Genomic DNA, 12,485 nt, shown 5'->3' on the forward strand with positions numbered 1-12,485 from the left:
AGAGTTGAGTTCTCGCCTGCTCGCCGGCGCCCTCGCGCTGGCCCTGCCGCTGATCGCCGCCACCCCGGCGACCGCGTCCCCTTCCCCCTCCGCCGCGGCGTGCGCCCTGCCCGGCCGCACCGGATGGACGGACGAGGGCCACGACACCGACCGTACGCAGTTCCTCCGACCTCTGGGCACCAAGCACGTGCTGATGCTGTTCGTCGACTTCCCCGACGCGCCCGCGGTCGGCGACCGCGACGACTACGACAACCGACTCGCCCCGGCCGCGGACTGGATGAGGCAGGACTCCTACGGCCGGACCCGCCTCGACATCACCCCGCTCGACCGCTGGGTCCACATGCCCCAGGCGTCCACCAGCTACGGCTTCCAGCGCGGCCTCTCGTTCGAGCAGCACGAGGCGTACGTCCGCCAGGCCGTCGAGGCCGCCGGGCCGGACGTGAACTTCTCCCGGTACGACCTGCTGTACATCGTCCCCACGAAGTCCGCCTCCGCCATCTCCTTCTCGCCCACCTACCTCTACGACCCCGCCGCCACCGGCATCGTGGCAGGCGGCACGCGGATCAAGTGGGCGGTGACCTTCGGCCAGGACATGTACCACTGGGGCCCGAAGGTCGCCGACCACGAGACCTCGCACACCTTCGGCCTGCCCGACCTGTACGCCTTCCAAGGCGCCGACACCCACCGCTACGTCGGCGGCTGGGACCTGATGGGCCTCATCTCCGGTCCGTCGCCGCAGCATCTGGGCTGGGAGCGCTGGAAGTTCGGCTGGATCGACGACCGCCAGGTCGCCTGCCTCCCCGGCGCCGGCCGCCGCACAGTCCGCCTGCACGCGATCGAACGCCCCGGCGGCACCAAGATCGTGGTGATCCGCACCGGCGAGACCACCGCGTACGTCGCCGAGTCCCGCCGCGCGATCGGCGGCGACGAGTCGGCGTGCTCCACCGGCGTCCTGGTCTACCGGATCGACACCGCCACCCAGACCGGCCAGGGCCCGGTCCAGGTCGTCAACGGCAACCCCACCGCCGTACCGCCGACCGACTGCACCCCGCTCGACATGGCCGCCCTCCAACCCGGCCAGAACTTCACCGACCCCGCAACCGGGGTCCGGATCGACGTCCTCCACGGCACGCCGATGACCGACACCATCACCGTCACCAAGTCGAGCTGACGGTCCACCCGCCCGCGCCGTGAACAACTCCGGCGGCCCGCCCCCGGGCCACGGCGCGCCCCAGCCCGGCCAGGGATGCCTGGCCCTGGCCGGGCTTCCTCCCCCACCCCCACACAGGAGGCACATCCGTGCGATCTCCGAAAGCCGCCCTGCTGGCCCTCCTCGGCGCCCTCGTCCTGCTCCTCACCCTCACCCCGGACGCCAGAGCGGCGGCCGGCTCCCCGGCCTCGGCCTGTGCCCTGTCCGGCACCACCGGCTGGACCGACGAGGGCCACGACACCGACCGCACCCGCTTCCAGCAACCGCTCGGCACCAAACGCGTGCTCACCCTCTTCGTCGACTTCCCCGACGCCCCTGCCGACGGCCCCACCTCCATCTACAGCGCCCAACTCGCCCCCGCGGCCGACTGGATGTGGCAGGCCTCCTACGGTCGCACCTGGCTCGCCGTCACCCCGCTGGACCGCTGGCTGCGCATGCCGCAAGCCTCCACCGCGTACGGCTTCCAGCGCGGCATCGGCTTCGAACAGCACGAGGCCTACGTCCGCGACGCCGTCGCGGCCGCCGCGCCCTACGCGGACTTCTCCCAGTACGACCTGATCTACGTCGTCCCGCCCCGGACGGCGTCCGCCATCAGCTTCACGCCTACCTACGTGTACGACCCCACCACAAGCGGTGTCACCGCGAACGGAACCCGGATCAAATGGGCCGTCACGTTCGGCCAGGACATGTGGTACTGGGGCCCGAGGATCGCCGACCACGAGACGGGCCACACCTTCGGCCTGCCCGACCTGTACGCCTTCACCGGCGCCGACCAGCACCGGTACGTCGGCGGCTGGGACCTGATGGGCAGGATCGGCGGGCCGGCCCCGCAGTACACCGGCTGGGAGTCCTGGAAGCTGGGCTGGATCGACGACGACCAGGTCGCCTGCCTGCCCTCCCCCGGCTGGACCACCGTCCAGCTGAACGCGGTCGAGTACGTCGGAGGCACCAAGATCGCGGTGATCCGCACCGGCGACACCACCGCCTACGTCGCCGAGTCCCGCCGCGCGGCGTACACCGACGAGAACCCCTGCTCCACCGGCGTGCTGATCTACCGCGTCGACACCTCCGTCCAAACGGGCTACGGCCCGGTCCACGTGGTCAACGGCAACCCCGCCGACACCCCGCCGACCGGCTGCACCCCGCTCGACATGGCCGCCCACCGGCCCGGCCAGAGCTTCACCGATTGGTCGGCCCGGGTCCAGATATCCGTGCGCAGCGGCGGCCCGTACGGCGACACGGTGCAGATCAGCCGCTGGTGACGGGCCCCGAACTTGTCGGACACCCTGTCATTTCCCCTGACTCCGCTGACGCTGATGTGCCGCGCTACCCCACGCAGCCCGGAACGACTACCAGGATCTCACGCATCACACCCTCCACCATGGCCCCCAACTAATCTGAGTGGAGCGCTCGGTGAGTGGCGATCAGGTCGCGGTACCAGGCGTACGAGGCCCTCGGGGTGCGCTTCTGGGTCTCGAAGTCGACGTGGACGACGCCGAATCGCTGGTGGTAGCCCTCGGCCCATTCGAAGTTGTCGAGGAGGGACCAGGTGTAGTAGCCGCGGACGTCGGCGCCTTCGGTGATGGCTTGGGCAAGGGCGTCGAGGTGGCCGGCGAGGAAGTCGATGCGGGGTTGGTCCGGGGTGGTGGACTCGTCGACGGAGCAGCCGTTTTCGGTGATGGTGATGGGCGGGAGGGCTTCGCCGTACGACTTTCGCAGGCTGGCCAGGAGTTGGCGGAGGCCATCGGGGACGACGGGCCAGCCGAAGGCGGTGTGGGGGGCTTCGGGGATGTCGACGAGGTCGAAGGGGAGGCCCGGGCCGGTGGGGGCAGCGACGCGGGTGGGGTTGTAGTAGTTGAGGCCGAGGCCGTCGAGGCGCGGGGTGTGGATCAGGTCGAGGTCGCCGTCGCGGACGGCGCCGTAGATGTCGTCGGGGACGCCGAGGGCGGAGAGGTCGGGGTAGCGGCCGAGGAGGACCGGGTCGGTGAACAGGCGGTTGTGCAGGGTGTCGTAGGCCTCCGCAGCGGCCGCGTCCTCGGAGGACGGCGAGGCCGGCCGGACGGGGGTGAGGTTGTTGGACAGCATCACCTCCAGGCCGCGCTCGTGGAGCAGCGAGGCGGCCAGGCCGTGGCCGAGGAGTTGGTGGTGGGCGGCGGGCAGGGCCTCGAACATCAGGGTGCGGCCGGGGGCGTGGGTGCCCAGGGCGTAGCCGAAGACGGTGTGGACGAAGGGCTCGTTGAGGGTGATCCATGTCGGGACGCGGTCGCCGAGGCGGTCGGCCACCACGGCGGCGTACTCGGCGAAGCGGTACGCCGTGTCGCGGTTGAGCCAGCCGCCCTCGTCCTCCAGCGCCTGCGGGAGATCCCAGTGGAAGAGCGTGGGCAGCGGGGTGATGCCCGCCGCCACCAACGCATCGATCAGGCGGTCGTAGAAGGCCAGCCCGGCCGGGTTCACGGCGCCGGCGCCCGTGGGCATGACGCGCGGCCAGGCGATCGAGAACCGGTAGCCGTCCAGGCCGAGCCCGCGCATCAGCTCGATGTCCTCGGCGTAGCGGTGGTAGTGGTCGCACGCCACCGCACCCGTGTGGCCGTCCCGGACGGCGCCGGGCCGGGCGGCGAAGACATCCCACACGGACGGACCGCGGCCGTCCTCTTCCACCGCCCCCTCGATCTGGTGGGCGGCGGTGGCGGCGCCCCAGCGGAATCCGGCGGGCAGGTCGAGGCGGTTCGGCATGGCGACCCCTTCTCGAAATATGAGGGGTGCTCATGTTACTGGTATCAGTCCCGAACGCCAGAGTGGTCGGCGGCTCCTCAGCCGGTCCCGTCGTGCGGCCAGGCCGACCGACGCCCTCGACAGCCCGGCCGCAGCAAATCCGTTCGACGGCGCCGGCGGGGACGGGGCATGATCCGCAGTCGTGACGACGACGAACCAGTCCCTGGTCCAGGCGGCCGCCCGCAACAACGCCGAGTGGTGCGCCGTGATGAGCCGAACGCACGGTTTGCGCAGCGCGTTCGGGCGGCAGGCGTGGTCCTCTCCGGTTCGGACGCCGCCGTACTACCCCGACGCGGTGACGCTGGTGCCGGGCGCCGACAGGGCGGACCTGCTGGCCCGGATCGATACCGGGGCACCCGGCGCCGGCGTCAAGGACAGCTTCGCCGACCTCGACCTCACGCAGGCGGGCTTCCGGGTGCTGTTCGACGCGCAGTGGATACACCGTCCGGCGAGCGCTCCGGCCGCCGCGCCGGATCTTGCCTGGGACGTGGCCGACAGTCCGGAGACGCTGCGGGCCTGGGCGCTCGCCTGGGACGACGGCGGGGGCGCCGAGGACCTGTTCCGGCCCGAACTGCTCGACGACCCGGCCACCTTCGTGCTTGCCGGCCGACACGACGACGGCCGCGTGGTCTCCGGCGCCGTGGCGAGCCGCAGCGACCACGTGGTCGGGATTTCCAACGTCTTCGCGCTGGAAGGCGGCAGTGACGCGGCCTGGCCGGTGGTGCTGGACGCGGTGCACCGGCTGTTCCCGGCCCTTCCCGTGGTCGGCTACGAGCACGGCGAGGACCTGGATGCCGCCGTCCGCCACGGGTTCGAGGCCATCGGTCCGCTGCGGATCTGGCTGCGGGGCTAACCGATCGGCGGTTCACCGGATGTGTCGGCGGGGTTCCTTGGGCCGTCCCGCCGTCCCGCCGTCCCGCCATCCCGCCACAGCCCCCGTTGCGCACACGGGGACCGGGCTCGACCGCTGGGCGACGGAGAGTGCCCGGCGGCGGCCGCATCGGCCGGAAGCGACTTGACGTCAAGTGCACTTGAACTTCAATCATGTGAACGTCGCCCCGCCCCGGGGTCGCACAGATCCGATCGCCGAGGAGTCCGCATGTCCACCACTCCCCTCCGTCTCGCCGTGATCACCGGCAGCGTCCGGGACGGCCGGTTCGGGCCGACCGTCGCCACCTGGGTCGCCTCGCTCGCCAAGGAGCGGGACGATCTGCTGGTCGATGCGATCGACCTCGCCGACCACCCGCTGCCGCACGAGCTGTCCCACAACCCGGGTGAGGACGTTGCGCAGGTGCTGTCCAAGCTCTCGCCGCGGCTGGCGGACGCGGATGCCTTCATCGTGGTCACCCCGGAGTACAACCACAGCTTCCCGGCCTCGCTGAAGAGCCTGATCGACTGGCACGGGAAGGAGTGGGCGGCCAAGCCGGTCGGTTTCGTCTCCTACGGCGGACTGTCGGGCGGCCTGCGGGCGGTGGAGCAGCTGCGGCAGGTCTTCGCCGAGATGCACGCCGTGTCCGTCCGTGACGTGGTGAGCTTCCACAACTGCTGGGGGCAGTTCGACGAGACCGGTGCGCTGAAGGAGCCCGTCGGCGCGACGGCCGCCGCGGCCACCCTGTTCGACCAGCTCGGCTGGTGGGGACACGCTCTGCGCGAGGCCCGCGAGAAGCGGCCGTACGGCAGCCGGTAGCCCCTAACGCGGGGTGCTCGCCGTTCCGTTGATCACCATGCGGAAGGTCCACGCGAGGCGCTCCTCCGGGGTGCCGGCGAGCAGGGCCGCACCGAGGGCGGCGATGCGGGGGTGGTCGGGGGCGGTGGCGCCGAGCAGGGTTTCGGCGAGGGCGGTGTGTTCGGCCTCGGCGGCCGGGTCGGCGTCGCGGGCGGACTGTTCGGCGGCCGTCGCGGTGGCCACCAGCAACAGGACGTCCACGCCCCAGGCCGCCTGCCCGTCCGGCACGCCGCCCTCGTGCAGCAGCGCGAGGACCGCCTCGACGACGGCCAGGTAGTGCGGGCCCGACGGGCGGGTGACGAGCGCGGTGTGCGCCAGCGCCGGGTGCCGGAACAGGACGCCGGTGTACGAGACGAGGACGGCGGCCAGGCGCTCGCGCCAGTCGCCGGGTGCCCGCACCGGGACGAGGTCGACGGCGCCGAGGAACTCCTCCAGGATCGCCGCGTGCAGTTCGGCCGTGTTGGCGACGTACACGTAGAGCGAGGCCGGGCCGGTGTCGAGCTCCTGCGCGAGGCGGCGCATGGTGACCCGCTGCAACCCCTCGGCCTCCAGGATCCGGACGGCGGCGGCGACGATGCCCTCGTAGGTGAGGGCCGGCTTGGCCGGGCGTTCGCGGCGGCTGCGGGGGCGGGGCGTCGGGGTGCTGCTCATGGCGCCCACCTTAGGACGCGGCGCCCGTGCGGTTTCACGCGCCCGCGAACAGGTCGAGCATCCCCTGGAGCCCGTCCGGTCCGAACATCCGCTCCAGGTTGGCCGCCGACTCCGCCGCCGAGGCCTCGCTGCGCGGGAACAGTTCCCGCTCGTACGCCGAAAGCGCGGCCTCGGCGTCGCTTGGGTGGGCGGCGATCGCCGCGCCCAGTTCGGCGCCGTCGAGCATGGCGAGGTTGGCGCCCTCGCCCGCGAACGGGGACATCAGGTGCGCGGCATCGCCGAGGAGCGTGACGCCCGGGACGCGCTCCCAGCGGTGGCCGACCGGCAGGGCGTGGATGCGGCGCCCGACGAGGGGGCCGTCGGCGTCGGCGACGAGGGCACGCAGACCGTCCGACCAGCCGTCGAACTCGGCGAGCACGGCCCGCTTGACCGCCGTGGAGTCGGGGCCGCCGAGGCCGTCCAGCCACTCCTTCCCCACTCGCAGCGCGGCGTAGACGTGGATGCTGCCGTCCGTTTCGAGGTGCCCGAGGAAGCCGCGGTCCTCGGCGAGCGCCATGAAGAACCCGCCGCCGAGGAGCGCGGCGGCCTCGGGGTGGCGGACGGCGGCGTCGTGCAGGTCGGCCTCGACGAAGGAGATGCCGGTGTAGGCCGGGACGGCGTCGGACAGCAGCGGCCGGACCCTCGACCAGGCGCCGTCGGCACCGATCAGCAGGTCGGTGGTGAGGACGCCGCCGTCGGCGAAGGCGATCTCGTGACGGCCGCCGCCGAGTGCCCGCACGCCGGTGGCCTTGTGGGCCCAGCGGACCGTTCCGGCGGGAAGCGAGCCGAGGAGGAGGTCGCGCAGGTCGCCGCGGTCCACCTCGGGGCGGCCGCCGGTGCCGTCGTCCGGGGCGTCGAGGCGGACGGTGCCGTCCGGGGCGACCAGGCGCAGGGCCTCGCCGCCCTCGTGGACGAGCTCGCGGAAGCCGTCGTACAGGCCCGCCGCGTGCAGGGCGCGCTGGCCGGACTCCTCGTGGATGTCGAGCATGCCGCCCTGGGTGCGGACCTCCGGGGACGCCTCCAGGTCGAACACGGCGGCCTCGACGCCGTGGACGTGGAGGACGCGGGCGAGCGTGAGGCCGCCGAGGCCGGCCCCGAGGACGGCGATCGGGACGTGGGCCGGGTTCCGCTGGATCATCTCTGTCCGCTCCTTCGGGTCGTTGTCACACCCACGCTAACGAACATGTTCGTTACGAACAAGTTCGCCCGTGGAAACGAACCCAGGGAAGTGAAGGAGGGCGGAGGCTCGAAGACCCCCGCCCTCCCCCCCGGCTCAGCCCGCCAGCGGCCCGGCCCCCGCCAGGAGCAGCGAGAAGCCCGAGTCCGTCGGCTGCTTCGGCGTCCGCACGTGCACCACGCCCGCCGTCGCGTCGTAGAACCACCCCGCGCCCGCCGCGTCCAGTTCGGCCTGCGAGGAGTGGCCGTCCAGCGGCTCGCGGTCCAGGAGCACCGCGCCCGGCCCGGCGCCCGCGTGGACGGTGAACTCGTACGCCCGCGCCGCCGGTTTGCCCGTGTAGTCGCCCACGCTCGGGCCCACCTCCACCGTGGTCACGCCGTGGCCGTGCCCGACCGAGCGCACCGACACCTCCTGCGTGGCACCCGCGCCCTGCTCGTGCGCGCGCGTCGTGCCGTCGTCCTCGTAGAGGGTGAAGGAGGACTCGCCGCCCTTGGCGTAGACGTCGTAGGACAGTCGGCCGGTGTCGCGGGTCTGCCACGACAGCGTGCCCTGCGGCCACATCGGCACGACGGCCCCGGCCCGGACGAACAGCGGCAGGGTGTCCAGCGGCGCCCGGTAGCCGTCGAGCGTGGTCGGGCCCTGGTAGGTCCGGCCCGTCCAGTAGTCCACCCACGTGCCCTTCGGCAGGTAGATGCCGTTGCGGACGGACGAGGTGTCGTAGACCGGCGCGACGAGGAAGTCACTGCCGCTCATGAACTCGTACTTCGCCGCGTCGCCCCACGTGTTCGGGTCGTCCGGGTATTCCAGCACCAGCGGCCGCACCGCGCCCACGCCCGTCCGGTGCGCCTCCTCGGCGAGCGTGTAGAAGTACGGCAGCAGGCGCTCCTTGAGCTGGAGGTAGCGCCGGTTGACCGAGGTGTACGGCTCACCCGCCCGCCAGGGCTGCTTGTCGGCGGCGGCCCAGCCGTCCATCGTCATGATGGCCGGGACGAAGGTCTTCCACTCCAGGTCCCGGGTCTCGACCTTCGGGTCGCTGCCGAAGATGCCGCCCACGTCACCGGTGTCGTACGCGATGCCGGACATCGCCGCGCCCGCGTACGTCGGGATCTGCCAGCGCACGTAGTCGTACGTGCCCTTCTGGTCGCCGCTCCACAGCACGCCGCAGCGCTGCGCGCCGGCCCAGGAGACGGGCAGCCAGACGAAGCCGCGGGCGTCGCTGTTCTGCTCGATGCCGTCCTTGGCCTTCAGGCAGCCGTCGAGCGCGAACTTGTAGCCGGGGCCGACCCAGGCGACGTCCAGCTTGCGCACCCGCACGCCCGCCTTGACCTCCTCGCCCTGGTTGGGCAGGCCGGTCGAGGTCCACAGGCCCAGCTGCATCTGGTGGTCGCGCAGGCCCTGGCCGGTCTGCTGGAGGTTCTCGTAGCCGCAGCCGTAGCCGTCGTTGACGAGCATCCAGCCGAGCGGCTGCTGGTTGGCGGTGTAGCCGTCGGCGACCTTGAGGGCGTCCAGGGTGTGCCGCTCGCCGCGGTTGGCGTTGTGCAGGTAGCAGTCGGAGTCGCCCGGTTCGAGGCCGTAGACCGGCGGCATGAAGGGCTTGCCGACGAGGTCGGTGTAGGCGCCGATGATGCTCTTGAGGTCCGGGCCGTAGAAGTAGTAGCCGTCGAAGCGGCGTTCGCGCTCGGACGTCTGCACCGGGTCACCGAAGGTGTACGTGCCGGGGGCGTAGGTGTGGCGGAAGACGCCGTAGCCGGCCGAAGAGAGGTAGAAGGGCTGGGAGTTGTTGAATCCGCCCTCGTTCCAGTTGTAGTCGTTGGCGACGTGGACGGTCTTGTCCCGGTGGGAGAACGAGCCGTTCTGCTCGCCCGCGCCGTAGAACTGCTCCTGCGGCCCGCGCGCGAGGGTCTGCTGCATCGCGTCCTGGGTCCAGGTGAGGCCCCGGGTCTCCTCCCAGACGCGCTTGGTGTCGTCGTCCGTGTAGAGCGCGAAGCGCAGCGGTTGCTTGTACGCGCGCAGGGTGAGGTGCGCGGAGCTGATCGCGTAGTAGTCGCCCTCGTCGTGCGCCTCGACGGTCTTGAGAGTGGGAGGAGTTGTCGCGATCATCTCGCCGACGGGCGGCGCGGTGAAGGTGCCGTCCGGGCTGAACCGCAGGCGGAACGCGTCCTCGGTGGTGAAGTCCACGCGGGCGCGGGCCGTCGCGCCCGCCTGGATCAGGTAGCCGTCGCCGTCCCGCGCGATGCCGGTCGCGTTGCCGACGGTGGTGGGCTCGGGGAGCAGCGCGGTCGCGGTGTAGGAGGAGTTCTTGACGGAGTAGGGCACCACCAGCACCTGGTAGGTGCCCGACGCGTCCGGGATCACTGCGGTGGTGGGGACGGCGCCGGTCTGGCTCTCGGCGACCTTGCGGCCCGCGCTGTCGTAGACGTAGAGGTCGAACTCCATGGTCGGGTCGGGCCAGCTGATCGACACGGGCACGCCGCCGTCGGGGTTGTCGCGCCAGTGGCCGGCCGGGACGTCGACGGTGATCGAGAAGCGGTCGCAGACCTTGCCGTCCGGGTCGGCGGCGGCGGTCGGGCAGTGCGCGGGGTCGGGCACGGCGCCGTTGGCGTAGGTCGGGCTCTGCCAGGTCACCGTTCGGTGGCCGGGCGAGAGGGTGCCTGCGGACGGGGTCGCGGCGCGGGCCGCCGGGACGGCGCCGAGCAGCGCGCAGAGCAGCGCGAGCACGGCGGTCAGGACGCCTCGCGGGCGCGGGCGGCGTAAGCGGTGGCGCATGGACGTGTCACCTTCCGTTCTCCGGTGGGACTCCCGCCGGGGGATCCGGACGGGACGCCTGGATGCGGGGCTGGGTAGCTGCCGAGGGGCCGGGCAGTTGCCGGGGCAGTGCGGTCAGGACGGGCTCGCCCTGAGGACGGCGAGCAGCCGGGCCACCTCGGCGGTCGTCGCGGCACGGCCGGCCCCGAGGTAGCGGCGGGTGTCCACGAGCCGCGCGTCGCCGGCGAGGGCGCGCCGGACGGAGGCGGTGAACACCCGGTTGAGCTGGGTGGCGATGTTGACCTTCGTGATGCCGTGCTCGACCGCGCGGGTCAGGTCCTCGTCCGCGACACCCGAGGACCCGTGCAACACGAGCGGCACCGGGACGGCCTCGCGCAACCGGGCGACGAGGTCGAAGTCGAGGACGGCGTCCCGGGTCGCCATCGCGTGCGAGGATCCGACCGCGACGGCCAGCGCGTCGATGCCCGTCCCGGCGGCGAACTCGGCGGCCTCGTCCGGATCGGTCCGCACACCCGGCGCGTGGACGCCGTCCTTGCCGCCGATCTCCCCCAGCTCCGCCTCCACCCACACCCCGGCTGCGTGACAGCGGGCGACGACCTCGGCGGTCCGGCGGAGGTTGTCGGCGTGGGCGAGCGCGGACGCGTCGAACATGACCGAGGAGAAGCCCAAGTCGATTGCCTCGGCGACGAGTTCGACGGACGTCGCGTGATCGAGGTGGACGGCCACGGGCACCGCCGCCCGCCGCGCGACCGCCAGCGCCGCGGCGGCGACGGGCGCGAGGGCGCCGTGGTAGCGGACGGCGTTCTCGCTGAGCTGGAGGACCACCGGCGCCCCGGCCGCCTCGGCACCGGCGACGATCGCCTGCGCGTGCTCCAGCTGGATGACGTTGAACGCCCCGACCCCGCGCCCGTAGGCGACGGCGGGGGCGACGATGGCACCGGTACCGGTCAGGGGCATGGGGGACTCCTCGGCTGGGGGTGGGGTGGGGGTGCGGATGCGGGCGTCGCGGTCGCCCGCCCCGGGCAGGCGCAGGGGCTTGCAGTGGGGCGCGCCGGGCACGGCCGTCGCGGGCTCCGCAGCGGCCGCGCAGCACACGACGCGCTCCGAAACCCGGGCCCGTCGCGGAGCTCCGGCGTTCCGAAACCCGGGCCGGGACCGGGACCGGGGCCACCAGCCGGCGCAGGTCGAGGCGGCGCGGCGCCACCGTCTCCCCCATCACGGGCTCCACAACGGCCGCACCTCCACCCGGCCGCGCAGCGCGCGGTGGACGTCGGGGTCGAAGTCGCCCGCCAGCGGCGCGGCCACGGCCGCCGCCGACAGGGCCACCGCCTCGGCGAGCCGGTCGGGCCACGGCGCGTCCGCGACCAGGCCGAGGGTCAGCGCTGCCACCGCCGCGTCGCCCGCCCCCGTCGGATTGCCGGCGATCCGCGCGGGCACCTCCGCGCGCCAACCGCCCTGCGGGGTCACCGCGATGAGGCCGTCCGCACCGAGCGAGGCGACCACGGCCCCGGCGCCCGCCGAGCGCAGGGCTCCTGCCGCGGCCACCGGGTCGACGAGGCCGGTGGCCGCGGCCAGCTCGTCCGCGTTCGGCTTGACGAGCGCAGGCCCCGCGTCGAGTGCCGCCCGCAGGGCCGGGCCCGCGGTGTCCAGGACCGCCGGTACGCCGTGCGAGTGGGCGAGCCGGATCAGCCCGGCGTACGCGTCCTCGGGCACGCCCTGCGGGAGGCTGCCGGACAGCACGACGGCAGAGGCCTCCGGCAGCAACCCGTCGACGTGGGCGAGCAGTTGGTGCCACTCCTCCGGCCGCACCACCGGGCCCGGCTCGAGGAGGGTGGTGGCGTCACCGGCCTCCGCGTCGACCACCGCAACCGTGCGGCGGGTGTCGGCGGCGATCGGCAGCAGCCGCTCCGCCAGCCCGGCGGCAGCGAGGTCACGGCGCAGCGCCGCCCCGGACGGGCCGCCGGCGAGACCGGTGACGAGCGTCGGCTGACCGAGCCCGTGCAGGATGCGGGACACGTTCACGCCCTTGCCCCCTGCCCGCTCGGCCGCCCGCCGCACCCGGTTGGAGGCACGCGGAAGGAGCAGGTCGACCCAGTAGGTGAGGTCGAGCGCGGCGTTCGGCGTGACGGTGAGGATCATCGCCC

At 73.1% G+C, this 12,485-nt stretch carries 9 protein-coding genes and 1 pseudogene; 4 read left to right on the forward strand and 6 right to left on the reverse strand.

What is annotated here, in order from left to right:
- Positions 1-4: 4 nt before the first annotated feature.
- Both PUR71_RS38205 and PUR71_RS38210 read left to right on the forward strand, forming a co-directional pair.
- On the forward strand, positions 5-1,171 hold the full coding sequence (locus tag PUR71_RS38205; protein ID WP_329931883.1) for a M6 family metalloprotease domain-containing protein: 1,167 nt from the start codon (positions 5-7) through the stop codon (positions 1,169-1,171).
- 128 nt (positions 1,172-1,299) lie between these two features.
- A complete protein-coding gene (locus PUR71_RS38210; protein WP_443077721.1) occupies positions 1,300-2,472 on the forward strand; it encodes a M6 family metalloprotease domain-containing protein in 1,173 nt (390 codons plus the stop codon).
- A 130-nt stretch (positions 2,473-2,602) separates the two neighbouring features.
- On the opposite strand, the gene PUR71_RS38215 is transcribed toward PUR71_RS38210, so the two are convergent.
- Positions 2,603-3,943 (reverse strand): GH1 family beta-glucosidase, encoded by a 1,341-nt coding sequence (locus PUR71_RS38215; RefSeq protein WP_329931884.1) that lies wholly within the window; start codon positions 3,941-3,943, stop codon positions 2,603-2,605.
- 181 nt (positions 3,944-4,124) lie between these two features.
- On the opposite strand from PUR71_RS38215, the gene PUR71_RS38220 reads away from it, so the two are divergent.
- Together PUR71_RS38220 and PUR71_RS38225 are read left to right on the forward strand one after the other, a co-directional pair.
- A complete protein-coding gene (locus PUR71_RS38220) occupies positions 4,125-4,835 on the forward strand; it encodes a hypothetical protein (RefSeq protein WP_329931885.1) in 711 nt (236 codons plus the stop codon).
- 246 nt (positions 4,836-5,081) lie between these two features.
- Positions 5,082-5,669: an NADPH-dependent FMN reductase gene (locus PUR71_RS38225; RefSeq protein WP_329931886.1), complete on the forward strand. Its 588-nt coding sequence runs from the start codon at positions 5,082-5,084 to the stop codon at positions 5,667-5,669.
- 3 nt (positions 5,670-5,672) lie between these two features.
- Here the strand turns inward: PUR71_RS38225 and PUR71_RS38230 are convergent, their stop codons facing one another.
- The 5 genes and pseudogenes from PUR71_RS38230 to PUR71_RS38250 all read right to left on the reverse strand — a co-directional run bounded on the left by PUR71_RS38230 (position 5,673) and on the right by PUR71_RS38250 (position 12,480).
- Positions 5,673-6,359: a TetR/AcrR family transcriptional regulator gene (locus PUR71_RS38230; RefSeq protein WP_329931887.1), complete on the reverse strand. Its 687-nt coding sequence runs from the start codon at positions 6,357-6,359 to the stop codon at positions 5,673-5,675.
- Positions 6,360-6,393: 34 nt separating this feature from the next.
- Positions 6,394-7,536: an FAD-dependent oxidoreductase gene (locus tag PUR71_RS38235; protein WP_329931888.1), complete on the reverse strand. Its 1,143-nt coding sequence runs from the start codon at positions 7,534-7,536 to the stop codon at positions 6,394-6,396.
- Positions 7,537-7,674: 138 nt separating this feature from the next.
- A pseudogene (locus PUR71_RS38240) lies at positions 7,675-10,011 on the reverse strand (glycoside hydrolase family 31 protein); the annotation flags it as partial.
- Positions 10,012-10,455: 444 nt separating this feature from the next.
- Positions 10,456-11,298, reverse strand: coding sequence for a class II fructose-bisphosphate aldolase (locus PUR71_RS38245; protein ID WP_329931889.1), 843 nt, complete (start codon positions 11,296-11,298; stop codon positions 10,456-10,458).
- Positions 11,299-11,556: 258 nt separating this feature from the next.
- Positions 11,557-12,480 (reverse strand): 1-phosphofructokinase family hexose kinase, encoded by a 924-nt coding sequence (locus tag PUR71_RS38250; protein WP_329931890.1) that lies wholly within the window; start codon positions 12,478-12,480, stop codon positions 11,557-11,559.
- Positions 12,481-12,485 lie beyond the last annotated feature (5 nt).

Source organism: Streptomyces sp. SP17BM10, from assembly GCF_036322405.1.
Classification (GTDB): Bacteria; Actinomycetota; Actinomycetes; order Streptomycetales; family Streptomycetaceae; genus Kitasatospora.

Coding starts and splice junctions, on each gene's coding strand:
- PUR71_RS38215 (WP_329931884.1), bottom strand. CDS start 3,943: ATGCCGAACCGCCTCGACCTGCCCGCCGGATTCCGCTGGGGCGCCGCC.
- PUR71_RS38225 (WP_329931886.1), top strand. CDS start 5,082: ATGTCCACCACTCCCCTCCGTCTCGCCGTGATCACCGGCAGCGTCCGG.
- PUR71_RS38230 (WP_329931887.1), bottom strand. CDS start 6,359: ATGAGCAGCACCCCGACGCCCCGCCCCCGCAGCCGCCGCGAACGCCCG.
- PUR71_RS38235 (WP_329931888.1), bottom strand. CDS start 7,536: ATGATCCAGCGGAACCCGGCCCACGTCCCGATCGCCGTCCTCGGGGCC.
- PUR71_RS38245 (WP_329931889.1), bottom strand. CDS start 11,298: ATGCCCCTGACCGGTACCGGTGCCATCGTCGCCCCCGCCGTCGCCTAC.
- PUR71_RS38250 (WP_329931890.1), bottom strand. CDS start 12,480: ATGATCCTCACCGTCACGCCGAACGCCGCGCTCGACCTCACCTACTGG.